At 67.2% G+C, this 26622-nt stretch carries 25 protein-coding genes, 1 tRNA gene and 1 pseudogene; 15 read left to right on the forward strand and 12 right to left on the reverse strand.

The genetic code is table 11. From position 1 onward, the window contains the following. Positions 1 to 5: 5 nt before the first annotated feature. On the reverse strand, positions 6 to 383 hold the full coding sequence (locus BLU38_RS27070; RefSeq protein WP_231920061.1) for a PPOX class F420-dependent oxidoreductase: 378 nt from the start codon (positions 381 to 383) through the stop codon (positions 6 to 8). 260 nt (positions 384 to 643) lie between these two features. Between BLU38_RS27070 and BLU38_RS32125 the strand changes: the two are divergent. Both BLU38_RS32125 and BLU38_RS32130 read left to right on the forward strand, forming a co-directional pair. Further along, positions 644 to 1141: pseudogene (locus BLU38_RS32125) on the forward strand (IS110 family transposase); the annotation flags it as partial. Between the two features lie 440 nt (positions 1142 to 1581). Then, positions 1582 to 1893 carry a transposase gene (locus tag BLU38_RS32130; protein WP_269458198.1) on the forward strand — a complete coding sequence of 104 codons (312 nt, stop codon included), beginning with the start codon at positions 1582 to 1584 and terminating at the stop codon, positions 1891 to 1893. 11 nt (positions 1894 to 1904) lie between these two features. On the opposite strand, the gene BLU38_RS27080 is transcribed toward BLU38_RS32130, so the two are convergent. After that, positions 1905 to 2501, reverse strand: a complete 597-nt coding sequence (locus tag BLU38_RS27080) for a dihydrofolate reductase family protein (protein ID WP_091529498.1) — start codon at positions 2499 to 2501, stop codon at positions 1905 to 1907. A gap of 88 nt (positions 2502 to 2589) precedes the next feature. Here BLU38_RS27080 and BLU38_RS27085 point away from each other — a divergent pair, with 88 nt between their 5' ends. Both BLU38_RS27085 and BLU38_RS27090 read left to right on the forward strand, forming a co-directional pair. Further along, positions 2590 to 3072 (forward strand): winged helix-turn-helix transcriptional regulator, encoded by a 483-nt coding sequence (locus BLU38_RS27085; protein ID WP_091529501.1) that lies wholly within the window; start codon positions 2590 to 2592, stop codon positions 3070 to 3072. Between the two features lie 70 nt (positions 3073 to 3142). Continuing rightward, positions 3143 to 3709 carry a hypothetical protein gene (locus tag BLU38_RS27090; RefSeq protein ID WP_091529503.1) on the forward strand — a complete coding sequence of 189 codons (567 nt, stop codon included), beginning with the start codon at positions 3143 to 3145 and terminating at the stop codon, positions 3707 to 3709. A 174-nt stretch (positions 3710 to 3883) separates the two neighbouring features. Here BLU38_RS27090 and BLU38_RS27095 read toward each other — a convergent pair. Then, positions 3884 to 3955, reverse strand: a tRNA-Arg gene (locus BLU38_RS27095). A 69-nt stretch (positions 3956 to 4024) separates the two neighbouring features. Then, the gene (locus BLU38_RS27100; protein ID WP_091529506.1) at positions 4025 to 4864 is read right to left on the reverse strand and encodes a DUF3626 domain-containing protein; all 840 of its coding nucleotides are present in this window, start codon (positions 4862 to 4864) and stop codon (positions 4025 to 4027) included. Positions 4865 to 4952: 88 nt separating this feature from the next. Between BLU38_RS27100 and lysA the strand changes: the two genes are divergently transcribed. The 6 genes from lysA (at position 4953) to BLU38_RS27130 (ending at position 14596) form a co-directional block, all read left to right on the forward strand. Next, positions 4953 to 6353, forward strand: coding sequence for a diaminopimelate decarboxylase (gene lysA / locus BLU38_RS27105; protein WP_091529509.1), 1401 nt, complete (start codon positions 4953 to 4955; stop codon positions 6351 to 6353). 202 nt (positions 6354 to 6555) lie between these two features. Beyond that, complete coding sequence (locus tag BLU38_RS27110; RefSeq protein WP_091529511.1) at positions 6556 to 7899, forward strand: homoserine dehydrogenase; 1344 nt, start codon at positions 6556 to 6558, stop codon at positions 7897 to 7899. After that, the gene (gene thrC / locus BLU38_RS27115) at positions 7899 to 8987 is read left to right on the forward strand and encodes a threonine synthase (RefSeq protein WP_091529514.1); all 1089 of its coding nucleotides are present in this window, start codon (positions 7899 to 7901) and stop codon (positions 8985 to 8987) included. Before BLU38_RS27110 ends, thrC begins: the two co-directional genes overlap by 1 nt. A gap of 33 nt (positions 8988 to 9020) precedes the next feature. Further along, a complete protein-coding gene (gene thrB, locus BLU38_RS27120) occupies positions 9021 to 9971 on the forward strand; it encodes a homoserine kinase (protein ID WP_091529517.1) in 951 nt (316 codons plus the stop codon). A gap of 553 nt (positions 9972 to 10524) precedes the next feature. Beyond that, the gene (gene rho / locus BLU38_RS27125; RefSeq protein WP_091529520.1) at positions 10525 to 12624 is read left to right on the forward strand and encodes a transcription termination factor Rho; all 2100 of its coding nucleotides are present in this window, start codon (positions 10525 to 10527) and stop codon (positions 12622 to 12624) included. Between the two features lie 469 nt (positions 12625 to 13093). Beyond that, positions 13094 to 14596, forward strand: coding sequence for a DUF222 domain-containing protein (locus tag BLU38_RS27130; protein WP_091529522.1), 1503 nt, complete (start codon positions 13094 to 13096; stop codon positions 14594 to 14596). A gap of 224 nt (positions 14597 to 14820) precedes the next feature. Here BLU38_RS27130 and BLU38_RS27135 read toward each other — a convergent pair whose 3' ends face one another. The 6 genes from BLU38_RS27135 to BLU38_RS27160 all read right to left on the reverse strand — a co-directional run bounded on the left by BLU38_RS27135 (position 14821) and on the right by BLU38_RS27160 (position 20833). Further along, a complete protein-coding gene (locus BLU38_RS27135) occupies positions 14821 to 15945 on the reverse strand; it encodes a mandelate racemase/muconate lactonizing enzyme family protein (RefSeq protein ID WP_269458141.1) in 1125 nt (374 codons plus the stop codon). A gap of 76 nt (positions 15946 to 16021) precedes the next feature. Next, a complete protein-coding gene (locus BLU38_RS27140) occupies positions 16022 to 16708 on the reverse strand; it encodes an HAD family hydrolase (protein WP_197679885.1) in 687 nt (228 codons plus the stop codon). Positions 16709 to 16744: 36 nt separating this feature from the next. Beyond that, positions 16745 to 17437, reverse strand: coding sequence for a glycerophosphodiester phosphodiesterase (locus tag BLU38_RS27145; protein ID WP_091529527.1), 693 nt, complete (start codon positions 17435 to 17437; stop codon positions 16745 to 16747). Between the two features lie 143 nt (positions 17438 to 17580). After that, the gene (locus BLU38_RS27150) at positions 17581 to 18918 is read right to left on the reverse strand and encodes an ABC transporter substrate-binding protein (RefSeq protein ID WP_157683748.1); all 1338 of its coding nucleotides are present in this window, start codon (positions 18916 to 18918) and stop codon (positions 17581 to 17583) included. 41 nt (positions 18919 to 18959) lie between these two features. Then, complete coding sequence (locus BLU38_RS27155; protein WP_091529534.1) at positions 18960 to 19835, reverse strand: carbohydrate ABC transporter permease; 876 nt, start codon at positions 19833 to 19835, stop codon at positions 18960 to 18962. After that, positions 19835 to 20833 (reverse strand): carbohydrate ABC transporter permease, encoded by a 999-nt coding sequence (locus BLU38_RS27160; protein WP_231920063.1) that lies wholly within the window; start codon positions 20831 to 20833, stop codon positions 19835 to 19837. The genes BLU38_RS27155 and BLU38_RS27160 overlap by 1 nt, the downstream gene beginning before the upstream one ends. A gap of 130 nt (positions 20834 to 20963) precedes the next feature. Here BLU38_RS27160 and BLU38_RS27165 point away from each other — a divergent pair, with 130 nt between their 5' ends. After that, complete coding sequence (locus BLU38_RS27165; RefSeq protein ID WP_091529541.1) at positions 20964 to 21755, forward strand: DeoR/GlpR family DNA-binding transcription regulator; 792 nt, start codon at positions 20964 to 20966, stop codon at positions 21753 to 21755. 214 nt (positions 21756 to 21969) lie between these two features. Here the strand turns inward: BLU38_RS27165 and BLU38_RS27170 are convergent, their stop codons facing one another. Continuing rightward, positions 21970 to 23088 (reverse strand): zinc-binding dehydrogenase, encoded by a 1119-nt coding sequence (locus BLU38_RS27170; RefSeq protein WP_231920064.1) that lies wholly within the window; start codon positions 23086 to 23088, stop codon positions 21970 to 21972. Between the two features lie 115 nt (positions 23089 to 23203). Here BLU38_RS27170 and BLU38_RS27175 point away from each other — a divergent pair, with 115 nt between their 5' ends. From BLU38_RS27175 to prfA, 4 genes are all read left to right on the forward strand, one after another. After that, the gene (locus BLU38_RS27175) at positions 23204 to 23911 is read left to right on the forward strand and encodes a thiamine pyrophosphate-dependent enzyme (protein WP_091529545.1); all 708 of its coding nucleotides are present in this window, start codon (positions 23204 to 23206) and stop codon (positions 23909 to 23911) included. Between the two features lie 2 nt (positions 23912 to 23913). Beyond that, positions 23914 to 24885: a transketolase family protein gene (locus BLU38_RS27180; protein ID WP_231920065.1), complete on the forward strand. Its 972-nt coding sequence runs from the start codon at positions 23914 to 23916 to the stop codon at positions 24883 to 24885. A gap of 106 nt (positions 24886 to 24991) precedes the next feature. Next, complete coding sequence (rpmE, locus tag BLU38_RS27185) at positions 24992 to 25195, forward strand: 50S ribosomal protein L31 (protein WP_091529548.1); 204 nt, start codon at positions 24992 to 24994, stop codon at positions 25193 to 25195. 117 nt (positions 25196 to 25312) lie between these two features. Further along, positions 25313 to 26386, forward strand: a complete 1074-nt coding sequence (prfA, locus tag BLU38_RS27190; protein WP_091529551.1) for a peptide chain release factor 1 — start codon at positions 25313 to 25315, stop codon at positions 26384 to 26386. 47 nt (positions 26387 to 26433) lie between these two features. Here the strand turns inward: prfA and BLU38_RS32135 are convergent, their stop codons facing one another. Then, positions 26434 to 26568: a hypothetical protein gene (locus tag BLU38_RS32135; protein ID WP_269458142.1), complete on the reverse strand. Its 135-nt coding sequence runs from the start codon at positions 26566 to 26568 to the stop codon at positions 26434 to 26436. Positions 26569 to 26622 lie beyond the last annotated feature (54 nt).

Genomic DNA, 26622 nt, shown 5'->3' on the forward strand with positions numbered 1-26622 from the left:
GCTGATCAGGCCGACTGGTGATCGGGTTCGATCCGGGCGACGATGCGGACGATGTCGGGATCGTACGGGCTGCCGATGTACTTCATCGCCAGCCGATCGACGATCCGTCGCGCCGGGACACCGTCCAGCCACTCGACCACCCGGCCACGGATGATCACCGGCTGGAACGGGTTGTCCGGCGCGGTCAGCGAGATTGCGACCCGCGGGTCGCGACGCAGGTTGCGCGCCTTCTGACTGTGCGGCCCGGTCATGATCACGATGTGCTCGCCCTCGGTGCCGATCCAGACCGGCACCGAGTGCGGGCCGCCGTCGGGCAGGACCGTGGCCAGGTGGGCGATCGAGGTGCCGTCGAGCACCTCGCGGACTGCGGGTTCGATGCTCACTGGTCTACCTTCCTCGTGTTGGCGCTCTTGGATGGAGTGTCAATGCACCCGAGGTGCCACCAGGTCATCGCCCTGCTCGCTCGACGTTTCGGATGTCCACGATGAGATCTGCGAGGTCTGGTGGTTGCCCGGGGCGTGCGGACCGTCGACAGGGCTGAGCGCCTGTGAGCGCCGATCAGTGAGCGAACTGGCAGGCACGTTCCGGCACCATCGGCACACAAGGGTGCCTCCCCACTGGGACTAGCAGCGAGGAGGCTGACATGAAGTCTGCCAGTAATACTCTGCCCGACCAACCCATCAACGACCTCACCGCTGGGATCGACTGGGCGGTTGCCGATCACGCCGTCTGTGTCGTCGACGGCCGCGGCCATCGAGTCGATCAGACCCTGGTCGAACACACCGCGGACGGGCTGCGGAAGTTGATCAAGTTCCTCATCGATCACGGAGTCGGCGAGGTCGCGATCGAGCGCCCGGACGGTCCGATTGTCGACGCCCTGCTCCAAGCCGACCTGACCGTAGTCGTGATCAGTCCGAACCAGGTCAAGAACCTCCGCGGCCGCTACGGCTCGGCCGGCAACAAGGACGACCGATTCGACGCGTTCGTGCTGGCCGACACCCTGCGCACCGACCGGCCCCGGCTGCGGCCACTCATCCCCGACACCGCCGCGACGGTTGCGCTGCGTCGGGCCTGCCGCACCCGCAAGGACCTGGTCGCTCACCGAGTCGCGGTGGCCAACCAGCTCCGATCCCATCTCGGCAACGTGTTCCCCGGCGCGGTCGGCCTGTTCAAAGATCTCGATTCCAAGATCAGCATCGCGTTCCTGACCCGATTCCCCACCCAAGACCAAGCCGACTGGCTGACCCCCAAACGCCTCGGCGACTGGCTGACCAAACAGGGCTACTCCGGCAAAGTCCCGCCGACCAAACTGCATGGCCGGCTGGCCGCCGCGGCCCGCGGCATCACCGGATCCGACGCCGAAACCCAGGCCCACATCACCCACGCCCTGCTCGCAATCTTGACCACCCTGGTCGAACAGATCGCGGCACTCACCGCCCAGATCGACCGGCAACTCCACACCCACGCCGACCAACACATCTTCACCAGCCTGCCCCGAGCAGGACGAGTCCGCGCAGCCCGGCTGCTGGCCGAGATCGGCGACTGCCGCGCCAGATTCCCCACCCCGAATCGCTGGCCTGTCTGGCCGGTGCCGCACCCTCCACCCGGCAATCGGGCAAACTCCGCGCCGTCACCTTCCGCTGGTCCTGCGACAAACAACTCCGCGACGCTGTCACCGACTTCGCCGGCGACAGCCGACACGCCAACCCCTGGGCCGCCGACCTCTACCAACGAGCCCGCACCCGAGGACACGACCACGCCCACGCCGTCCGCATCCTCGCCCGAGCCTGGCTGCACGTGATCTGGCACTGCTGGCAAAACGGCGTCTCCTACGACCCCGCCCAACACCACGCCCTCCAACGCATCCTCCAAGCCCAAAACCAGCCGGCTTGACACAGGGCATCTCATCGCTGCACCTCGTAGTGCAGATGGGTGACGCCCGGGGCTGCGACGCAATTGATCAGCCGCAGTGTGACGTGCTCGGGCAGTTCGGAGAAATAGCGCCGGCCGGAGCCGAGCAGGACCGGCACCTGATGCAGCACCAGCTCGTCGACCAGGCCGGCCCGCAACGCCGCCGTGACGACGCCGCCGCCCATCAGGGCGACGTACTTGTCGCCGGCAGCCTTCTTGGCGGCTGCGACGGCATCCTCGATGCCGGAGTTGATCAAGGTCTGGCGTCCGCTCATCTGTGGTGCCGGGCGGTGGCTGAGGACGAACAAGGGGGCGGTCGGATGCGGTCCGCCGTCGTCGCCGAAACGGTCGGAGTCGTCGTAGGTGTTGCGACCGGCCAGGCTGGCTCCGACGCGACCGGCGAGGGCGTCGAAGACCCGGGCACTGTCCTTGCTGAGCTTGAAGCCGTCGAACTCGCTGCTCGGTGTGTCGCCGTTGAAATACCAGTCGAAGAGCATTCCGCCGTCGCCGAGTCCGTGGCCGGGGCCCGGGTCGCGCCCGGTGATGTAGCCGTCGACCGAAACCGACAACGCGGTGATGACTTTGGTCATGTCTGATCCTCTCGAGTTCCTTGAAGGGACGCCAGAACAGTAACACACTGGAGTTCCGTTAGGGAACCCCAGTTGCTACACTCGACCCATGCAACGCACGAACTTCTCCGAGATGGCCTGTTCGATCGCCCGCACCCTCGACGTGATCGGCGAGCCCTGGTCGCCGTTGATCCTGCGTGATGTCTGGGTCGGGATGAGTCGGTTCGACCAGTTGCAGGCCGACCTCGGGATCTCACGCAAGGTGCTGACCGAGCGGTTGAACCACTTGGTCGACCACGGCGTGCTGCGGCGGGATCCGTACGACAACCGGCCGCGCTATGAGTACCGGCTGACCGACAAGGGCACCGAGTTGGTCGACCTGTTGATGATCATGGTCGGCTGGGGCGACAAGTGGCTGGCGGGCGAAGCCGGCCCGCCGGTGCTGTATCGGCATCACGCCTGTGGGCAGATCAGCAGCGTCGATCTACGCTGCGCCGGCTGTGGCGAGCCGATGCACGCCGATGACGTCGAGGTACTTCCCGGGCCGGGCGCCGCGAACGCTTCGACCGACGCCACGGCTCAGGGCGCCTGAGCATCGTCGCGTGTGATCTGCGGAAAGCAGGGGTTGGTCGACGCCGGCACAGACGTGCCAGGGTGTCGGGATGAGCAGGTCCGGACAGTTCGATCCTCGTGCTGAATACGTGGTCCACACCGACCGTGCCGCGATCCACCGCCGGCACGGCGGCATCCTGGCGGTGCACGGCGTCCTGGGTGCGGCCGTCGTCGCGGCCATCATCTGGTTCGAAGCCCAGGACCTCGGGCCGCTGTCGACACTGCCGATGTTGATCATCCTGGTCGGGCAGATCTTCCAGCTGAGTTGGCACAGCTTCATCTACGGCAGCCGGGTCGCTATCAGCGAGCCGCTGACGCTGAATCACCGAGGCTTCGCGATGAACACTGCCGCCGGTCGGATGGAAGTCCCGTGGGAGGCGGTCACCGGGATCGCGATCCGTCGTCGGTTGAGATACCGGATGCTGGTCCTGCAACTGCACCCGGCGGCGATGCCCGGCAGCCCGGGCGTCGAAACAGACATCACGCCGTCGGACTGGAAGCGCCTCCAGCGATACGGCGGTCCGATGCTCGGGGAGAAGGGGATCCGGGAGAACCTCGCCGATATCATCGCCGCGGTCGATGATTTCAGCCAGGGCAGGGTGCCGGTCCGATCCTGATCCGGGCCGCGGAGCGGGGCTCGTGAGCCTTCTGGACCCGAGAGACAGCCCGGCGGGCGGCCGACATACCCGGATCGTCCAGCGCTGTGACGTCGTGGCCACCTGCGGATTGTGATCGACGAAGTCCTCGTGCAACAACCGTCCGACGGCATCCGGATCGACCTGTCACATCGGCGCCCCCGGTAGGATTCGAACCTACGCTCCCGCCTCCGGAGGGCGGTGCTCTATCCCCTGAGCTACGGGGGCCGACGGCCTTCGATCGGTGCTGACACCGCTTCTGGGCCGTGGGAAAACATACCAGGCTCGACCATCGGGTTACGAATCGGCTCGCGTACCGAAGCGGGCGACGCAGTGCCACACCTTCTTGATCGCCTGCGGATCATGGGCGCCGGAGCGCACCGCCGCACCGATGATCACGGGGTCGAGCCGCCCGTCAACCGCGATCGTGGCGCCGAGATCGACGATTTCCGGGCCGCGGTAGTCCGAGTGCCGCAGCAACTCCTCGACCGACAGGACGAAGCCGCCGTGCCATTCGACCCGGCAGGGCAGCCGCCGTGCGGCGTGCTCGATCTCGGTGCCGCGGAAGCAGGGATCGAGGACGCAGGCTTCGACGTCACGGTCCAATCGGACCCCGCCGTGCACCTGGGCCTCGATGTAGTCGTCCAGTTGATCATGGTCGGCGGCCGCGGCCAGCTCGATCAGGCTCAGATGCTCGGCGACGCCGAAGTCGGTCGGCTCGAACGTGCTGTCCGGAAAGCAGAAGGTGGTCCGCTCCAGCGTTGCCTCGGTCAGCCGCAGATGTGCCGAGCCGAAGCGCTGCGCCGCCCCGACACCGCGGCCGCGAAAGTTCAGCGCACCGTAGACGGGCCGCTGATCGGGTGCCGCGCGATCGTAGGCGCCGCCGAAGATCCGGTGCTCCCAGCGCCACCGGTCCCCACCCTCGTAAGCGGTCAGTCCGCCGTTGCTGGTCCCGGTCGCGAACTGGGACAGATACCGGCCCTGTTCGACCAACCGGGCGATCAGCGGTATCCCGTGCTGGTAGCGGTCGGGATGGAAATTCAGGGTGACCCGCAGGGAACGATCCAACGGCGGCCCGGAGGCCGACGCCGCGACGTGGTCGAGGGCACGGTCCGAGGCAGGCTGCACGGTCGGCATTCAATCAGCCCGCTTCCGGCGGGGTGATCCTGATCGCCAGCTGGATACCCGTTCGGGTCGACTGCGGTGTTCTGGCAGAGTTCGGTGTATGTCCCACACCCATGTCGCCGGCTCGATCCACGCCGACGTCGCGTCCGCCGCGCCGGCCTGGCTGCGGCTGCCCGACGACGTCAACACCCTGCTGCCTGAGTTGTGGAGCAAGAACGTGGCCAAGGACGGCAACGGCGAACTGACGATCGGTGGGCTGACGGTCAGCCAGATCGCGGACGAGGTCGGCACCGCCGCCTACGTGCTGGATGAGGATGACCTGCGGCAGCGGGCCCGGGACTACGCGTCGGCCTTCGACGGCTGGGGCGTCTATTACGCCGGCAAATCCCTGCTCTGCAAGGCGGTTGCGCGCTGGGTGACCGAGGAGGGGCTCGGGCTCGACGTCTGCACCGGCGGCGAACTGGCGGTCGCGTTGGCGGCCGGCGTCGATCCTGCCCGGATCGGCCTGCACGGCAACAACAAGAGTGTCGAGGAGATCACCCGCGCCCTGGAGGTCGGGGTCGGCAGGATCATCGTCGACTCCGACGACGAGATCACCCGGCTGATCGAGCTCAGCGAGCAGCTCGACAAGCATCCTCGGCTGATGGTCCGGGTGACCACCGGTGTCGAGGCACACACCCACGAGTACATCTCGACCGCACACGAGGACCAGAAGTTCGGATTCTCCATCGCCGGCGGTCAGGCCGCCGCGGCGTTGCGCCGGATCCATGATCATCCGCGGCTGCAGCTGGTCGGCATCCACTCCCACATCGGCTCGCAGATCTTCGACGCCGACGGCTTCGAGGTCGCCACTCGGCGGACCCTGCGGTTGCACGCCGCCTTTGCCGAGGAGACCGGGGTCGAGCTGCCCGAACTTGATCTTGGCGGCGGATTCGGCATCGCCTACACCAGCCAGGACACCCCGTCGACACCACAGCAGTTGGCGGAGGCACTGAACAAGATCATCGCGGCCGAGTGCGCGACGCTCGGCGTCGCGGTGCCGCATCTGTCGATCGAGCCCGGACGTTCGATCAGCGGGCCGTCGGCGTTCGCGCTCTACACCGTCGGCACCGTCAAGCAGGTGTTGCTGGACGGCGGCGCCAGCCGGCTCTATGTCGCCGTCGACGGCGGTATGAGTGACAACATCAGGACCGCGCTGTATGCCGCGGAGTATTCGGCGACCCTGGCATCCCGGCGCTCCGACGCCGGTCCGGCGCTGTCCCGAGTGGTCGGCAAGCACTGCGAGGGCGGCGACATCCTGGTCCGCGACGAGTTCCTGCCCTCCGACATCCGGCCCGGAGACCTGATCGCGGTGCCCGGAGCGGGTGCCTACAGCCGGTCGATGGCCAGCAACTACAACCACGTCCCGAGGCCGCCGATGGTCTCGGTGCGGGACGGCAGGATCAGCACGCTGATCCGACGGGAGTCGATCGACGACCTGCTCGCCCTGGACGTCGGCTGAGGGCCCGGCGACCCGCTCGGAGACCTTCGACGGCCGGGTGTGTCCACATTGAGTGAACGAGTTTTCGCCGCTCCCGGCGATGGGGAAGAATGGCAGCGCCGCGACTGCCCGTGACGGCAGAATTTGCGGTGCACCGTACGACCGCCGACCTGACCTCAGAGACCTGACCGACCCACCCCGATCACACCGATAAGGCCGAGCCATGAACGTCACCGACGCTGACCTGCCCGCCGGCGCCGCGCCCCTGCGCGTCGCGGTTCTGGGATGCGGTGTCGTCGGTACGGAGGTCGTCACCCTGCTGACCGACCAGGCCGACGATTTCGCTGCCCGGGTGGGGCGGCCGATCGAGCTGGTCGGGGTTGCCGTCCGTCGCCTCAACAAGGTCCGTCCCGGGATCGACACCGGCTTGCTCACCGTCGACGCCGACGCCCTGGTCCGGCGCGACGACGTCGATGTCGTGGTCGAGCTGATCGGCGGCATCGAGCCCGCCCGAACCTTGATCCTGACGGCCATGGAGCACGGCGCCTCGGTGGTCACCGCCAACAAGGCGCTGCTCGCCGAGGACGGCACCACGCTGTACGCCGCCGCAGAGAAGGCCGGCGTCGACCTGTACTTCGAGGCCGCCGTCGCCGGTGCCATCCCGATCGTCCGGCCGTTGCGCGAGTCGTTGGTCGGCGACGAGATCACCTCGGTGATCGGCATCGTCAACGGCACCACGAACTACATCCTGGACAAGATGGACTCCGAGGGGTCCGGTTTCGACGAGACCCTGGAGGAGGCCCAGCAGCTCGGCTACGCCGAGGCCGATCCGACCGCCGACATCGAGGGGTTCGATGCCGCGGCCAAGGCCGCCATCCTGTCCAGCCTGGCGTTCCATTCCCGGGTCAGTGGTGCCGACGTCTATCGCGAAGGCATCACCGACGTCACCTCGGGCGATATCGCCTCGGCCGCCGAGATGGGCTGTGTGGTCAAGCTGTTGGCGATCTGCGCGTTGACCGAACCCGCCGAACTTGCCGACGGCAGCCCCGGTGAACGAGCCGTCTCGGTGCGAGTGCATCCGGCGATGATCCCGCGCAGCCATCCGCTGGCGACGGTGCGCGGCCCGTACAACGCGGTGTTCGTGGAGTCCCGGGCTGCCGGCCGGCTGATGTTCACCGGTCCGGGTGCCGGCGGTCCGCCGACGGCTTCGGCGGTGCTGGGTGATCTGGTCACGGTCTGCCGCAACCGGGTCCGGGGTGCTGCCGGGCCGGGGGAGTCCAGCTACGCCCAGCGCAAGGTGTCGCCGATCGGCGAGGTGGTCACCCGCTACCACCTGTCGCTCGACGTCGCCGACGTTGCCGGCGTGCTGGCCACCATCGCCGGAGTGTTCTCCGACTACGGCGTCTCGATCCAGACCGTACGGCAGCAGGGCCGCGACGGTGACGCACGGCTGGTGATCGTCACGCACCGCGCCACCGACGCCGCACTCAGCGCCACCGTCGAGGCCCTGCACCGCCTCGACGTCGTGAACGAAGTGACCAGCGTGATGAGAGTCGAAGGGGAATGATGAGCGCCGTCTCACCGACCGACCACCGTGTCGAGGGGCCCTCGGGGGTGATCGAGCGGTACCGCGAGTGGCTGCCGATCGGCGCCGACGACCCGTACGTCGCGCTCGGCGAAGGCAGCACGCCGCTGGTCCGTGCCAACGCATTGTCGGAGAAGCTCGGCAGCGAGATCTGGCTGAAGGTCGAGGGTGCCAACCCGACCGGGTCGTTCAAGGACCGGGGGATGGCGGTCGCGGTCTCCAAGGCACTGGCCGAGGGCGCGACCGCGGTGATCTGTGCGTCGACCGGCAACACCTCGGCCTCGGCGGCGGCGTACGCGTCGCGCGCAGGGCTGCAGCCGATCGTGCTGCTCCCGGCCGGTCGGATCGCGGCCGGCAAGCTGGCCCAGGCGGTCATCCACGGTGCCCGGATCGTCCAGTTGGACGGCAACTTCGACGCCTGCCTCGACCTGGCCCGGCAGTTGGCCGACAACTATCCGGTGTCGCTGGTCAACTCGGTCAACCCGGTCCGGCTCGAAGGGCAGAAGACCGCGGCGTTCGAGATCGTGGACGCCCTCGGCGATGCTCCGGACGTGCACGTCCTGCCGGTCGGCAACGGCGGCAACATCTCCGCCTACTGGCTCGGCTTCACCCAGTACGCCGACCACGGCAACGCCTCCCGTCGCCCGCAGGTCTGGGGGTTCCAGGCCGCCGGTGCCGCACCGCTGGTGAACGGTGCCCCGGTCGCCGACCCGGACACCATCGCCACCGCGATCCGGATCGGCCGACCGGCCTCGACCGAACTGGCCATCGCGGCCAAGAACGAGTCGGGTGGCTTCTTCGCCGCGGTCGACGACGACGAGATCATGGCCGCACAGACGTTCCTGGCTCGCAAGGAGGGCATCTTCGTCGAGCCCGCGTCCGCTGCCGGTGTCGCCGGACTGCTCGCGATGGCCGAACGTGGTGAGGAGACCGGTGGCCGGCGGATCACCGTCACCGTCACCGGGCACGGGCTGAAGGACATCGACACCGCATTGGGTGCGTTGGATCCGATCGAGACCGACGTGGTGCAGGCCGACCTGCCGGCCGTCGCCGCTGCCTGTGGACTCTGAGATCCCCGCCGCGTCGATGATCGCGATCAGCCGATGAGCACGATCCCGATTGGACGTCGGGTCGAGGTCGAGGTTCCCGCGACCAGTGCCAACCTCGGCCCCGGGTTCGACAGTCTGGGCGTGGCCCTCGACCTCAACAACAGCTGCAGCTTCGAGTCGGTGCAGCGTCCCGGCGTCAGCGTCGAGGTCGTCGGTGAAGGCGCCGGCCGACTGCCGACCGACGAACGCAACCTGATCGTCCGCAGTCTCGACCTGGGCTTGAAACGGTTGGGGCAGCAGGTCGTCGGGCTGCGGCTCCGCGCGGTCAACCGGATACCGGCCAGCCGGGGGATGGGATCGTCGTCGGCTGCCATCGTCACTGGGCTGATCGCCGCGCACGCCTTGGCCCGACCGGACGAGGAGTTCGATCCGGCCGAGTGGCTTGGCCTTGCCGACGAGATCGAGGGGCACCCCGACAACGTCGCTGCCGCGCTGTACGGGGGTCTGGTGGTGGCCTACCGGCCACTGACTCCCGGAGGGCTCGATCTGGGTGCTGGGGCTGCTGCCGGTGTCGTCGGTGTCCATCCCGACGTCCGGTTGCTGGCGCTGGTGCCGTCGACGCCGTTGGGAACAGAACTGGCCCGTTCGGTGTTGCCCGAAGCGGTGCCGCACCGGGTGGCGGCGGCCAACGCGGGTCGTGCGGCCTTGTTGGTGCACGCGCTGTCCCAGGCGCCGGAGTTGCTGTTCGAGGCGACCGCGGATTGGCTGCACCAGAATCACCGGGCCGACGTGATGCCGCAGTCGGCGGTCACGCTGCGGGCGCTGCGACAACACGGGATCCCGGCCGTGATCAGCGGTGCCGGCCCAACCGTCCTGGTGATCGGCACGCCGGACCAGATCGAAGAGGCCGAGACCGTGCCGACCGAGGGATTCGTCCCGGTCCGTTCCGGTGTCGGTGTGGGTGCTCGGGTCGTCGCCGCGGGAACCGCGCCGACCGGCGCCTGAACGATGCCGGACGAGCACCATGCCGATCGATGACGGGACGGTCGGTTGCTCGGCGAAAACCCCAGAACTGGCCAAGGATCGGGGTCGGTTGCGCCGATTTGAACGGTTGGGTGCTAGCCTGGGTTTCGCCGGTGGATCTGATTCCGTCGTTGAATACCTGTCGGGGATCCTCGCGAGAGTTGATCGCGGACGTACCCGAGTCGCAGGAGATCCCAGCAGTCGCTGCTCGGGTCGGTCGACGGCGGTCGTACGGGTTGCCGGTGTCAGCGCCCACAGGTCGGGTGCACCCCTGGACACGCGGTCGCGACATGACCGGCCGGTGTGTCATCTGATCTTCGGTTGCGAGCGTTCTCGCGCATTCGCATCCCGGAGGTCGACAAGGCCTGGAATTCAACATCGTTGCCTGACGAGAGAACGAACGCCACTGCGACAGCTACTTCGGTGACAGTCGAAGATTCGACTGGCGCGCCGGTGTTCACAGGCACATGAGCGGGTGAGGTAACCCGCAGCTCAGGCCCGCACCAATCCAGCGGGCGAATCCGAAAGGAACCACGTGACAGATACCGCCGAGGTCACCGGCAACCAGCAGGGCGCGCGCAAGCGCAAGGGAAGCGGACTGGACTCTCTGGTCCTTCCCGAGCTGAAGCAGATCGCGTCCCAGCTGGGTCTGAAGGGCACTGCCGGAATGCGTAAGGGTCAGCTGATCGAGGCGATTCAGTCTGCGCAGTCGGGCCAATCCGCGAAGTCCGGCCAGTCTGCAAAATCCGGCTCATCCGATCAGTCCGGCCAGTCCGCGAAGTCGGGTTCCGGCCAGCAGGGTGGCGCCGAGCAGTCTGGCTCCTCCGAGGGCGGCGCCGCTACGACCGGCCGCCGCCGGGCCGCCAAGCGCGAGGCCGGAGCGCCGCGGACCGCGGACACGGATGCCACCGTCCAGCCGACACTGCCGGATGCGAGTGCCGAACGCCGCTCCTCCCGCCGCTCCGCCGGTGACCGGTCGAGCGATGATCGTTCGGCTGTTCAGTCCACCGAGGCGCCGTCGACCAACGGCGGTAGCAATGGCAGCAGCACTCAGGCAACGACCGAGCCGAACGTCCGGGCCGACCGCGCGGAGTTGGAGCAGTCGATCCGCGAACAGGTCAGCCGGGATGCGCGGGAGGGCGACCGTCAGCAGAACGGCCGCGACCGTACCGACAACGGCGACCGGCAGCGCGACGGCCGGGACTCCACTGGTCGTGATCAAGCCGGGCGTGATCAGGGCGGGCGTGATCAGAACGGGCGGGACCAGAACGGCAATCGTGACGGCGGCCGGGACAACAACCGGCAACGCAACCGCAATGATCGCGGGGACGGCCGGGACAACAACCGGAACAACGATCGCAACGACAACCGCAACGACGACGACGGGTCCGGCGGCAGCCGACGCAGCCGTCGGCGGCGCAATCGCGATCGTCAGGGCCGGCGGAACAATCGCGGCGGCGGCAACATCGAGCGGTTCGACGCGGAGCCGGTGATCAACGAGGACGACGTGCTGGTGCCGGCGTCCGGCATCCTCGACGTGCTCGACAACTACGCGTTCGTCCGGACCAGCGGCTACCTTCCCGGTTCCAACGACGCCTACGTGTCGCTGTCGATGGTGAAGAAGTACGGGCTGCGCAAGGGTGACGTGATCACCGGATCGATCAAGCAGCCCAAGGAGGGCGAGCGGCGGGAGAAGTTCAATCCGCTGGTCAAGATCGAGACCGTCAACAACGCCGATCCCGAAGCAGCCAAGGGCCGCGCAGACTTCAACAAGCTGACGCCGCTGTATCCCAATGAGCGTTACCGCCTGGAGACCACGCCGACCAATCTGATCGGTCGCCTGATCGACTTGGTGGCGCCGATCGGTAAGGGGCAGCGCGGCCTGATCGTGGCGCCCGCCAAGGCCGGTAAGACCATGGTGATGCAGGCCATCGCCAACGCGATCACCACCAATTCACCCGACACCCACCTGATGGTGGTGCTGGTGGACGAGCGCCCGGAGGAGGTCACCGACTTCGAGCGGTCCGTCCGTGGTGAGGTGATCAGCTCCACCTTCGACCGGCCGGCCGATGATCACACCACGGTCGCCGAGCTGGCGATCGAACGGGCCAAGCGACTGGTCGAGCTCGGCCACGACGTCGTGGTGTTGCTGGACGGCATCACTCGGCTCGGGCGGGCCTACAACCTGGCCGCTCCCGCGTCCGGTCGGATCCTGTCCGGTGGTGTCGACTCGGCAGCGCTGTACCCGCCGAAGAAGTTCTTCGGCGCCGCCCGGAACATCGAGAACGGCGGCTCGCTGACCATCCTGGCGACCGCGTTGATCGAGTCCGGCTCCAAGATGGACGACGTGATCTTCGAGGAGTTCAAGGGCACCGGCAACATGGAGCTGCGGCTGCGCCGGGAGTACGCCGAGAAGCGGATCTTCCCCGCCATCGACGTCGACGCCTCCAGCACCCGTCGCGAGGAACTCCTGATCGGTAAGGAGGAACTCTCCATCATCTGGAAGCTGCGTCGGGTGCTGTCCAACCTGGACGGCCAGCAGGCGTTGGAGATGATGTTGGACCGGCTCCGCAAGACCCAGACCAACGGCGAGTTCCTGGTGGCGATCACCAAGAGCATGCCCAGCCGGGACTGACACCTGTAGCACTTCCGCACCAGGGCCCTGCTTCCATCGCGACGATGCTGCCCGCATCGTGACGATGCAAGCGGGGCCCTGTTGTCATCGCTGCCCACAGGCACGTTTCTGGATGGCCGACACACAAGCGTCGATCGCGGGACGCACCGACGATCTTGGCCGACCGACGCAGGAGCGTCTTGAGCGGCCGACGCGGAAGCGTCCTTGATCGGCCGACGTACGGGGCACTCGATCACGTCGAGTCCTGGACGAGCAGACGCACATGGTCCCTGAGCTTGTCGAAGGGCGTCGATCTTGTCGCTCCGGCAGTGACGTATCGGTGGGTTCAGCGTGAACAGCAGGCTCGAGTCCGCAGGGCTCGCCGCACGAGGGTCCTGAGCTTGTCGGAGCGCCGTGACTTTGACCGACGTCGGCTGGGCTTCGAGGCAGTTCGGAAGAACTGTCGGTGGGTCGTTCTAGTGTGTTGGACATGACCAACGGGACGTTCACTGCCGGCGCGGCGGGTGATGCTGCGCCCGAGCGTTCGACCGTCCCGGACTCGTTCGCTCTTGGTCTTCTGGTCGGCCCGTCGGATGATCATTCGTGTTGGGATGAGGGATCACGGTGGGATGTGGAGTTGCCCGAGGATCCGGGTGATCTGGTCCACACCATCGCCCCACCGCTGGTTGGTGTGCGGCAGGCAGTCGACCGGATCGCGTCAACGCAGATGTGGCAGTTGTCCGATACCGAGTTGTTGGAACGACTGGACCAACTCGGTGGGGTCGCTGACCGGCTCCGCGGCGAACAGTTGCGCGTGATCGCCGAAACCCAGCGCCGCCGGATCTGTGAAGACCAACAAGGCTGGACCGTCGCCGACCGGATCACCGACACCAACCGACTCCGCCCCCGCCAAGGCCGGGCCCTGGTCCGGTTGGCCGACCAACTGGAACGGTTCCCATTGATCGCCGCCGCCATCGACTCGGCAGACCTGACGGTAGAACAGGCCACCGCGATCTGCACCAGTCTGAAGAACCTCCCTGCTACCGCCGACCCGGTCGAGGTCGAAGGGTTACAGGTCGAGTTGATCATCCGCGCCGCCGAATTCCACGCCGACGCGTTGCGCCGGCTGACGAACCGTCTGATCGAACAACTCGAACCCGACACCGTGGACGAACGACTCGGCGCCCAGTTGGACGCCGAGGAACGCCGGGCCCGGCGGGACCGGTACCTGACCTGGCGGCACGGTGCACACGGATCGATCAATTTCCACGGTCGGTTGCCCGCGGTTGCCGGGGAAGCGTTCATCGGTCAGCTCGATGCCTACGAGAAACAGGCCCGAGCCAAAGGCCTTGATCACCGGATCGACCCGGACACCGAGGTGCCGACGTTGGCGCAACGCCGCGCCGACGCTCTGACCGCGATGATCGACGACCTGGCCCGTCGCCAACTCGCTCCGTCGGTGCATGGTGATCGGCCCCGGGTGGTGATCGTGATCGATTACGAGCACTTGTTGGCCGGACTCCGATCGGGTGGAGTGATCCTCGGGTCGGAGGAGACCGTCACCCCTGGAGAGGCCCGCCGGCTGGCCTGCGGTGCGGACCTGCTGCCGGCCGTGTTCGGTGGCCCGTCGACGGTCCTGGATCTCGGCCGCAGAGTGCGGTTGTTCACCGGCGCGCTGCGCCAGGCGTTGACCCTGCGCGACGGTGGCTGTGTCTTCCCCGGCTGTGATGTGCCACCGATCCGGTGCGAGGGACATCATCTGACACCGTGGTGGGACGGTGGTGAAACCAACCTGTCCAACGGGGTCCTGTTGTGCGCCCACCATCACCACCTGGTCGAACCCGACCCCACCGCACCGCCGGGCAGTCGCTGGACCATCCGCCTGGACCACCGAGGGTTACCTGAGGTGATCCCACCGATCCGGATCGACCCCCGCCAGCGACCCCGGCAACATGTCCGCTTCACCGAACGATCCATGCGACAACGCCGCTGAACCCGCGGTTGAATGCCCGTCCGGGATCGATCCGATTCGGGGCGTGCGAGTTGATCACTCTGCGCATGCTCACGAGCGCCGGAGCGGAACAACACGACCAACGACCGGAACGCCCGTTATCCGATGTGGTGTGCCCGGCGTCTTGCTGGTGCGCCCGTTGTCGTACTCGTGTGTGTGACGCCCTGGTGGCAACCAACGTGCGGTCGTCCCGGATCGCGTGGTGGTCAGCGGCTGGTTCGGCTCTGCGACCGGGCGAGGTAGTCGGCGTTGATCGTGACGCCCCAGCCGGGCTCGGTGCCGAGGGTGACCTCGCTGTCGCGGACGATCGGCAACGGCTCGTACAGGTCCCTGACCCAGGGCACGTCCTCGATGCTCCACTCCTGAGGTTGGCTGACCGAGGGGCTGGACGCGGCCAGGTGCAGGGTGAAGATCTGCAGCAGCGACACGTTGGCGCAGTGCGGCGTACAGGGGATGCCGGTGGCCTCGGCCATCGCGGCGACCTTGCGGGCCCGGGTGACGCCGCCGATGTAGCCGATGTCGGGCTGGACGATGTCGACCACGCGTCCCTCGATCATCCGGTGGAACTGTTCCAATGAATTGTCCTGTTCACCGCCGGCGACCGGGATGTCCAACGCGGCGGCGACCGCCGCCGTACTCTCCAATTGTGGGTACGGGCAGGGCTCCTCGTAGTGGTAGTAGCCATTCGCCTCCAGGAGCCGACCGACCCGGATCGCTTCGGCCGGGCTGTAACACCCGTTGGCGTCGGCACGCAGCGTGACATCATCGCCGACCGCGTCCCGGATCGTCGGGATGATCGACTCGGTCCGTCCCGGTGCGGCATCGCGGTCACGGCCCATCACCTGACCGATCCTGATCTTGAACGCGGTGAAGGTGCCATCGTCCACCAGCGTGCGCAGCCGGTCGGCTTCGTCGGACGGCGTGATGTCGCGGCGCATACTGGAGCCGTAGACACCGATCGTGGTCCGGACCGCACCTCCGAGCAGTTTGTAGACCGGTAGCCCCGTCGCCTTGCCGAGCAGATCCCAGATCGCGGTGTCGATACCGCACAGCGCACGGAACAGCGTCGTGCCGTAGAACTTGTACTCCATCCGGACGCATTCGTCGACGATCGCCGGCAGGTCCCACGGATCCCTGCCCAGGAACCACGAGCTGAGTTGATCATGGAGCACCGGGACACTCTGGTCGGCGATGTACGGCGAGACCTGGCCCCACCCCTCGAGGCCGTCGTCGGTGGTCACCCGGACCAGTGCGAGATTGTTGTTCTGCTGGTACGTCGTGATCGAGTCGATCTTCATCGGTGCCTCTCTGCGGCGAATCGGTCCGACCATTCTTTCCTACCGGCACCCGCCCTCCCGTCGGGTCGCCCGACCTGCGTCGGCCGGCTGGTCCGACGTCCCGCCCCGCTCAGCGCAGCGTCTCAGAGCGCAGCGTCGAGGCCGCCAGCCAGTCGCCGAGTCGGTCGACGGTGAGGCCATCGAGTTCGGCGACGATCGCGGTGTGGCCGTCCGGCAATGTCAGCGGGTCCTCGGGGACGGCAACCACCAAACAACCCGCGGCGGTGGCCGAAGCGATGCCGTTGGCCGAGTCCTCCAGCGCGACGCAGCGGCGCGGGTCGAGGTCGAGTGTTGCCGCCGCGGCCAGGTAAGGCTCGGGGTCCGGCTTGGGCTTGGTCACCTCGTCACCGCAGACCACGACGTCGAAGGTGTCCGGCGCCAGTTGCCCGAGGACGACCTCGACGAGGCTGCGATAGCTGCCCGTCACCAGCGCGGTCGGCACGCCGGCCGACCGTACGGCGTCGAGCAACTGCTCGGCACCCGGGCGCCACGGGACACCCTCGGCGAACAGCTCCCTGGTCCGCTGCAGTAGCCACCGGGCCGACTGCAGATGATCGCCGTCGACTCCGACGTCGGCGTGCACCATCCGTACGGTGTCGATCAGGTTGCTGCCGACCACGGCGAGTCGTGCTGCCGGCGACAGCGTGCCGCCGAGTCCGGTCGCCAACTCCTCGAGGCTGACATCCCACAGCCGTTCGCTGTCGAACAGGGTGCCGTCCATATCGAACAGCACCGCCCCGATCGGATCGCCCTGCACGATTGCCTCCTTCGTCTCAGCCGCGGTGATGGGTCGTCAGTCGACCAGCTCGGCGAGCCACTGCTTCAGCGTCCGCGGATCGTCGCTGGTCGTCCCGTCCAGACCGAGCTCCAGGCAGCGACGCAGGTCCTCCCTGGTCCTGGTCGGCCAGCCGTGAATCTGATAGCCGGCCTCGTGCAGCTGGTCGACCGCGCCGGCCGTCAGGCCGTCCCAACCGCTGTGCAGTCGGGTCGAGCCGGTCTCCTTGATCAATCCCTCGGGGCCGTCCGGACGGTCGGCGACCTCGCTCCAGGTCGAGGTGATGATGCCGCGGCGGATCTGCGGCATCCGCTCGGCGACCGTGGAGATCGCCTCGATCGAGAAGCCGGTCAGAAAGGTCCGCTCCGCATGATCACGATGGTCGGCGAAGAAGTCGACGAGCGAGTCGATCACGGCCGGTGCCTTGATCTCCAGCTGGATGGTGCTCGCGGTCGACTCGTACATCTGCAGCAGTGTCGGCACCCGTTCCCCGTCACCGATGTCGACCGAATTGATCACCGACCAGGGCAACTCCGCGATCGGTCCCAGACCCTTACCGGCGTCGTCCGCGGCGACCCGGTCGAGGGTGGCGTCGTGCAGCATCAGCAGCTGACCGTCAGCACTGATCCGGACGTCGGTCTCCACCTCGTCGATGCCGATCTCCTCGGCTCGTCGAAAGCTGGCAACGGTGTTCTCCGGTGCCTCGGCCATGGCGCCTCGGTGTCCGACGACGACAAAACTCACGGTGCTGCCTCTCTCTGGGGAACTGCTGACCTGGTTGGTGCGGTTTCCTGGCCGGAGCCGACGGTCGCGATGGCGACGGTGGGGTGACGAACTCGACGGGTGATGCTCGATCAGGTCCCGACCTGGCGTTGATACTTGGGTAGTGTGCGCTCGATCGCCGGTTCCAGCACCCGTACCGTCTCCCGCAGGACCCGAGCCGGGTCGGCATTGGCGGCATACACCTTCTGGATCGCGATCTGCATCTCGGCAATCGTCTCGTTGACGTAGCGGCGCATCACATCCGGGGTCCGTGCGCGGGAGAGCTGATCTTGTGCGACCTGATAGGCGGGTGTCCGGGTGTTCCGCTTCTTGATCTTGGGAGAGTGCAGCGCGCTGCTGGTCACCGGAAGGTAGCCGGTAGCCATGCTCCAATCGGCCGCCCCGTGTTCGGCCAGATACCTGATCACCTGCCAGGCCGCCTGCTTGCGGCTGCGAGTGGCATTACGCATCACCGCAAGACCGCTGCCTCCGGTCGGCACCCCGACGGTCTGCTGCCGGGGCAGGAAGGCTGCACCGACCTCGAACTCGACCGAGTCCAGCAACGAGGTCAGCGCGCCGGTGGAGTTGAAGATCGAAGCCGTGACCCCGGAAGCGAAGTCGGCGTTGATGTCGCTGGCCAGGTAGGCCATCTGATCGTCGTGGATGAAGGCCCGATCGGATTCCAACGAGGCGATCGTCGGTTCGGAGTCCAGGGTCGGGTTCATTCCATCGGAGTAGCCACCGCCGAAGGCCCAGGACGATCCCTGGAAGTACCAGTCGTCCTCGCCGGTGTAACCGCGCATCCGCACCTTCGACCCGCGATAGCGCAGGCCCTTCAGCTGGCGACCCCACTCCCGGAGCTCTGTGTAGCTGTCCGGCCCTCGGTCGGGTAGGCCGCCGGCGGCGAAGATCTCCTTGTTGTAATAGAACAGCGGAGTCGAGCGCGCCCACGGCAGCCAATAGATCTGGTCACGGACGGTGCCCTCGGCGAGGAATCGGGGATGGAACGCGGTGGTGTCGAAGTCGGCGTCGAAGTAGTCGGTCAGCGGCTCCAGCGCCTCGGCCAGCAGGTAGCGGTTCCAGGAGACGTCGCTGAGAGTGATGAAGTCCGGCACCTGCTCCGACGTCAGACTTGCAGCGAGTTTGGAATCCAGGGCGTCGTAGCCGGGGAACAACTGGATCTCGCAGAAGATGTCGGTCTGCGCCGCGTTGAACCGGTCGATGATCGTCTGCAGGATCTCGGCGTTGTGCGAGGTGAACGCGCTCCACAGCACGACCCGGTCCCGGCGGGCAAACTGCGGCGGTACCTGCCCGCTGACCTGATCGTAGTCGCCGTCGCGGCGGCCGACACAGCCGGACAGCGCGACGCCGGCGGCGACAGCACCCGCCCCGGTCAGCAATCGGCGACGGTTCAGGTTGAGTCGGGTCACCGGGTCTCCCTTTCTCGGCCGATGTGACCGGTGGTCGATGATCATCGGCGGACCGCGCTCCCGGCCAGCCCGGCGACGATGTAGCGCTGCGCGAGCAGGAAGACGATCGCCATCGGCAGTACGACGAACAGGGTCCCGGCCATCAGAGCGCCCCAGTCGTTGATCCCGTCGTTCTCCTTCAGGTAGAGCAGGCCGATCGGCAGCGTTCGCATGTTCACCGAGTTCGTGACGATCAGCGGCCAGACGAAGCCGTTCCATTCGTCGATCAACGCGATCAGCCCGACGGTGATGATCGCCGGCCGGGCCATCGGAACGATGAACGAGACGATCGTCCGCAGGTGACCGGCGCCGTCCAGTTGGGCGGCCTCCAGTACCTCGGGGGCGATCGACAGGAAGAACTGTCGGAGCAGGAAGGTCCCGAACGCCGACGCCACGCCGGGCAGGATCAGCCCGGCGTAGGTGTTGACCAGATGCAGCTGACCGATGGTGATGTAGTTGACCAGCAGCGTGACATGTCCGGGCACCATCAGCGCACCGAGCATGAAGATGAACAGCCACCGCTTCCCGGGAAAGGGGAGAAAGGCGAACGCGTAGGCGGTGAGGACGGCCAGCACGACCTTCAACGCCATCCCGATCAGCGCGACGACCACCGAATTGATCAAGAACTGTCCGAACGGCGCCAGTTGCCAGGCGTTGACGACGTTCTCCCAGGTCAGTGATCGCGGGATCAGCCGCAGCGGCCAGCTGTTGATATCGGCCGTGGTCTTGAACGCGGTGCTGACGAACAGATAGAGCGGGATCAGGAACACCAGAGCACTGACGATCAGTGCCAGCACACCCCACCAGGGCGTCCGGCGGGCGCGGCCGCCGGTCGTCCGTCGCGGTGTCTGCGGGGTCACGGTCGGTACGGCGGCCATCAGTAGTGCACCCTCCGCTCGACGAACCGGAACTGCACTGCGGTGATCACCATCAGCACGACGAACAGGATCATCGAGGCCGCGCTGGAGACGCCGACGTTGGTGCGGTTGAACGCTTCGTCATAGATGAACCAACTCAGCGTCGTCGTCGCGCCGGCCGGCCCGCCGCCGGTCATCATCGCAATGACATCGAACGCCTGGAAGGCCGAGATGGTCTGGGTGACGATCAGGAAGAACGTCGTGGGGGAGAGCAGCGGGAAGATCACCTGCAGGAAGCTCGCGATCCGACCGGCGCCGTCGATCCTGGCGGCTTCCAGCACCTCGGCCGGGATCTGCTGGATGCCGACGAGGTAGACGATCGCGACGAACCCGAGACCCTTCCAGATCGACACGATGATCAACGCCGGCAGCGCCCAGGACGCATCCGTCGTCCAGTCGGGGGAGTCGGCGCCGACGACGTTGAACAGCATTCTGCTCAGCCCGTGATTGGGATCGAAGATGAACAGCCAGATGGTGGCGATCGCTGCGCCGGAGAGCACGTGCGGCGAGAACGCCAGTGACTGGACGGCCGTTGTGCCCTTGATCCGCAGGGAGAACAGCAGAGCCAGCGCCAGTCCGAGCACCATCGTCACCACGACGACCGCCAGCACCCAGACCAGCGTACGGAGCAGCACGGTGGGAAAGGCCCAGCTGCTGAACAGTCCGGTGTAGTTGAGAAGTCCGACGAAGCCGGCCTCGGGGGAGATGAAGTCCCAGTCGGTGAAGCTCAGGTAGACGTTCTCGATGATCGGCCAGTAGGCGAAGACCGCGATCAGCGCCAGATTGGGCAGCGCGAAGGCGATGAACAACAGATAGCCGCGCCGCCGCCGACGGACAGCACCGGGGCGCCGGCGGGCGTCGAGGGGACCGATCAGTTCGTCCGATGGGTCGGTGGTGTCGAGGGGCACCGGCGGTCGGGCCACCGGCCCGCTGCCCACCTCGGTTGTCTCACTGCTCACCCGCTGCCACACCCATCCGCATCGACGATGATGAATTCGTCACCACCCTAGGGATGATCAACGATCAGCAGCCGTGCCGAAGGCGTTCAATTCATGATCATTGTGCGCACGTTTCCGACGCTGTGCGAAGATGCCGGGCAGTATGTCCAGCATGTTCCGTGGCAGGGCCTTCGACCGTCAGCAGGAGATCCTTTCCTTCGTCCGCTCCGAGGGTCGGGCCGTCGTGTCGGAGATCGGCGACCGGTTCGCTGTCTCACCGGCGACCTTGCGGCGCGATCTGCGAGCGCTCGAGGCGCAGCGGTTGATCGTCCGCTCCTACGGGGTGTTCTTCCCCACCGACATCGGCGGCCACGAGACTTCGGTGGAGGACCGGCGCAAGGCCCAGACCGAGGAGCGATTGGCGATCGCCGAGGCGGCGGTGTCTTTGATGACCGATGTCAGCTCGGTGTTCCTCGACGAAGGTGCCTTGCTGGAGGATCTGGTCGGTCCGTTGCGCCCGGTCCGGCGACTGACCGTGGTCACCACATCGGTCACCATCGCCGCGGATCTCGGTCGACAGAGTGATCATGACGTGATCGTTGTCGGTGGCCGGCTGCGCCCAGCGAAGATGGGTACGGTGGACCGGTGGGCGGTGTCGATGCTCGCCGAGCTGAACGTCGACCTCGCCGTCCTGGGCACCAACGGCGTGACGCTGGACCGAGGCCTGACGACTCCTGACCCGGCCGTCGCGGAGACCAAACGTGCGGCGATCGCTGCGGCCCGGCAGAGCGCGCTGGTCTGTGAGCACACCCGCTTCGGTGTCACGAGTTTTGCCAAGTTCGCCGACGTCCGGCAGCTGAGTTGGATCGTCACCGGGAAGCAGCTGGCCCGAGCAACCGCTCAGCGCTACTCGGCGATCGGCCCGAAGCTGCTGCGCGTCTGAGCGGTGCCGATCAGAGCCGGTCGAGCGTCGTCAGCTCGCCGCCCCACTCTTGTCGACGGTCTCGTGCTGCAGGTACCGACCGCGGAACGCCGGCGACTCCCGTAGCGGTCTTACATCTCGTGCAGGTAGCGACGGTTCAGCTCGACCTCGACCGTCCAGTCGGTGCGATGCCAGTGGTAGCCGGATTCGTACAGACCGAAGAAACTGATGTCGCTCACTCCATGGTGATCACCGCGCGGCCGCGGATCTCGCCGCGGCCGAGTGCGGCGTAGGCATCGTTCACCTGGTCCAGGCGGTAGCTGCGACTGACCGCATCGGCGATGTTGATCTTGCCCTGGGCGGCGAGGTCGATCACCGCCGGCAGGTCGACCCTGGTCCGGCCGCCGAAGGACCCCATGATGTGGAACCCGCGGCGCACCAGTGGCGTGATCTCGATCTGTGCGGTCGCGTCGCCGGCGGCGATCCCGATCGCGACCATCCGACCGCCGTCGATCAACATCCGGGATGCCTGCTGGAAGGTCTGCGGCAGTCCGAGGGCCTCGAAGGCCACGTCCACGCCGGCCCCGTCGGTCAGCTCGCGGACCGCGGCGACCGGATCGGTGCCGGCGGAGTTGATCACCTCGTCGGCGCCGAGCCGACGGGCCTGGGCCAGCTTCTCGTCGCTGACGTCGATCGCGATCACCCGACCGGCGCCCATCGCCTTGGCCAGTTGGACGATGCTCTGGCCGACGCCGCCGATCGCGACCACGGCGACCGTCTCGCCGGGTTGCAGGTCGGCGCTGTGTCGGATCGCGCCGTAGGCGGTGAAGATCGCGCACCCCAGGATCGCAGCCGGCGCCTGCGGCAACTCGGGCGGCAACGGCGCCAGCGCGATGACCGGGACGACGGCGTACTCGGCCAGACCGGCCATCGAATACATCGCTATCGAGCTGCCGTCGGTAGCCTGCAGCCGGGAGCTGCCGTCGTACAAGGTGCCGTTCAGTCTGTTCTGGGCGAAGAAGCTCAGGCACATGTCGTCTCGGCCCCGTTCGCACTGCCGACAACTGCCGCACGGCATGATGAACGCTCCGACAACCGAGGTGCCGACGGCCGGTGCGGCGTCGTCCGTGCCCGGCCCGAGCGCAGTGACCACACCGCTGATCTCGTGCCCCAGCACCGCAGGGGAGGGAAACGCGACCTCGCCGCGCAGAACGTGCAGATCGGAATGGCAGACCCCGCAGGAGGTCAGCTTGACCAGCGCCTCGCCGGTTTTCGGTTCCGGCACCGGGATCTCCTCGATCCGCAGTTCCGGCCCCGTGCCGTGCCAGACGGCGGCTCGCATGGTGTCGACCATGATCATGTCCTTCCCGGTACGACGACGTCCGGCTGCGAGCCTACTGGCGGTCTGTCCCGGCGATCCTCGGCCACCCCTTGATCTCAACCGTGGTTGAAGTTGAACACTGGCGATCATGACCACCACACAGGCAGGCCCAGACCGAGCAGATCCCGATCGGGCAGACCTCGAACAGCTGATGGGGTTGATGACCGGCGACGAGAAGCACGGACCGAGCGCCACCTCGACCCTGGACGTGTTGTGGGTGCTCTACGACCGGGTGCTGGCGCTCAGTCCGCAGACCATCGACGATCCACGGCGCGACCGGTTCATCCTGTCCAAGGGGCACGGACCGATGGCCTATTACGCCGTCCTCGCGGCCAAGGGATTCATCCCACAGGAGTGGCTGCCCACCTTCGGTGGCTTCGGATCCCGACTCGGGCACCATCCGGACCGGTTGCTGATCCCCGGCGTCGAGTTCTCCAGCGGATCACTCGGCCACGGGCTGCCGGTGGCCGTCGGTGTCGCGCACGGCCTACGCGCCCAACACAATCCGGCCCGGGTGTTCTGCCTGATCGGCGATGCCGAATTCGATGAGGGCAGCAACTCCGAGGCCGTCGTCTACGCCGGCAGCGTCGGGCTCGGCAACCTGGTCACCGTGGTGATCGACAACCAGTCGGCCAGCCACGGTTGGCGCGGCGGGATCGGTCGCCGATTCGAGACCGAGGGCTGGTTGGTGCACGACGTCGACGGACGCGACCGGGCCGCGCTCGCCGGAGCCTTCAGCGAGATCGGCGCCGACCGTCCGACCGCAGTCATCGCCCACGTCGAGCCGAAAGGTTGATCATGACCGACACCACAACCCACGATCTGCCAGCCGTTGATCATCAGGACGAGCGGGGTGCGGCCCAACGCGGCTGGACCGGCGACGCCGTGATCGACCTGCGCAGCCAGTTCGTCGCCACCACGCGGGAGTTGCTGGAGACCGATGAACGGACCGCCCTGGTGCTGGCCGAGATCTCGTCCGACCGGTTCGCCGATCTGATCGATGCCCGGCCCGACCGGGTGATCAACGTCGGGATCCGCGAGCAGTTGCTGCTCAGCACCGCCGCCGGCCTGGCGTTGAGCGGGCTACGGCCGATCGCCCACACCTTCGGTGCCTTCCTGATCGAACGAGCCTGGGAACAGGTGAAGCTCGATCTCGATCATCAGAAGGTCGGCGCGGTGTTGGTCGGCTCGTACGGCTCCTACGACTGGCCAGCCGGTGGCCGTACCCACCAGTCGCCCGGCGACGTCGCGCTGCTGGACACCCTGCGGGGCTGGACCGTGCACGTGCCGGGACATCCGGCCGAGGTCGACGCGCAACTGCGGGCGGCCGTCGCCGGCGATGACCGGGTGTACCTGCGGATCGGCGGCGAACCCAATGCCGAGCCGCACGATCCCACCGGCTGGACCCGGCTGCGCGACGGCCGTCGCGGTACCGTCGTCGCGGTCGGCCCGATGCTCCGGGCGACCGAGCTGGCCGTCCGCGACCTCGACGTCACCCTGCTCTATGCGCCGACCATCCGTCCGTTCGACGCCGGGGCACTGCGGGCCAACCTGGGACGGCCGCGGGTCGTCCTGGTCGAGCCGTACCTTGCCGGTACGTCGGCCGCCCAGGTCGCCGAGGCGCTGCTGGACCTCGATCATCGCCAGCTGGGCCTCGGTGTCGGCGACCCGGATCGGCATCGATACGGCACGCCGGCCGATCACGACCGGCTGCACGGCCTGGACCCAGCCGGGCTTCGCCGCCGGATCGAGAGCTTCGTCGGGGAATGATCCGGTTTGGTACGGCGTTGGGATCTACGGCACACTTGTTCGCTGGTGCCGGTTCACGTCCCCGTTCAGAGGACGACCCGGTGCATACACACGACAGGGAGAAAGAATGAAGGCTGGGATCCATCCCGAGTACAGCGTCACCGAAGTGACCTGTAGCTGCGGAAACACGTTCACCACGAAGTCCACCGCCGGCGGCACCCTGCGGGTCGAGACCTGCTCGGCGTGCCACCCGTTCTACACCGGTAAGCAGAGGATTCTGGACACCGGTGGTCGGGTCGCCCGCTTCGAGAAGCGGTACGGCAAGAAGTAGCTTCGTCAAACGCCGGGAGCAGGGTCCGCGTGACCCGGGCTCCCGGCGTTTTCGTCTGTCCAGACCGCTCCACACCGTCGGGCGGTTCGGCAATTCGGCAGTTCGGCGGAGGAAAACATGGTCAGGTTCGAGTCAGCGGCACCGCTGCGGCAGGAATACGCGCGGCTGGAGGCCGAGATGGCCGATCCCCAGACCCACGCCGATCAGGCCAAGGTTCGCCGGATCGGTCGCCGGTACGCCGAACTGACGCCGATCGTGACAGCATTGGACTCCTACGACCAGCTCACCGAGGACCTCGCCGCGGCGCAGGAACTCGCCGCCGAGGACGAGGCCTTCGCCGCCGAGGCCGACGAGCTGTCCAGCCGGCTGGAGGAAGCGACCGAACGGCTGACCCGGCTGCTGGCGCCCCGCGACCCGAACGATTCCAGTGACGCGATCATGGAGATCAAGTCCGGCGAAGGTGGCGAGGAATCGGCACTGTTCGCCGCCGACCTGTTCAAGATGTACAGCAGATTCGCCGAACACCGTGGTTGGAAGCTCGAGGTGCTGGACTCCCAGGAGACCGACCTCGGCGGCTACAAGTCGATCACCGTCGCGGTCAAGGCCGGCTCCGCCGGAGCGCCGGACACGATGCCGTACGGGGTGCTGAAGTTCGAGGGTGGCGTGCACCGGGTGCAGCGGGTGCCGGTGACCGAGTCCCAGGGTCGCGTGCACACCTCGGCAGCCGGGGTGCTGGTGATGCCCGAGGTCGCCGAGACCGAGATCGAGATCGACGAGAACGACCTGCGGATCGACGTCTACCGGTCCTCCGGACCCGGCGGGCAGGGCGTCAACACCACCGATTCCGCCGTCCGCATCACCCACCTGCCGACCGGCATCGTCGTCTCCTGCCAGAACGAGCGTTCGCAGCTGCAGAACAAGGAACAGGCGATGCGGATGCTGCGGGCGCGCCTGATCACCCGGGCCGAGGAGGAACAGGCCAACGCCGCCTCCGAGGCCCGCAAGTCCCAGGTCCGGACCGTCGACCGCTCCGAACGGGTCCGCACCTACAACTTTCCGGAGAACCGGATCGCCGACCATCGGATCGGCTACAAGGCTCACAACCTGGATCAGGTGCTCGCCGGTGAGCTCGATCCGATCGTGACCGCCCTCCAAGAAGCCGATACGGCGGAGCGGCTCGCTGCCGGCTGAGCCTGGCTTCTTCGGCTTCTTCGGGTCCTCGGCTGTCTTCGGGTTCTTCATGCTCGGCGCGAGTTGGTCGTGGTGTGGGTTTTCGGCGCTCTGCTGGAGTTTCCGCCCAGCATCGCGGCCGGGTTGCGTTCGGCGACCTTGTTGATCTTGGTCGGCCGGCCGCGACGCAACGCCCGCCACACCCGAAACTCCAGCAGAGCGCCGAAAACCCGGTCTCTGCCGCGCCGTGCGATCGG

The sequence above is a fragment of the Microlunatus soli genome (assembly GCF_900105385.1).
Classification (GTDB): Bacteria; Actinomycetota; Actinomycetes; order Propionibacteriales; family Propionibacteriaceae; genus Microlunatus; species Microlunatus soli.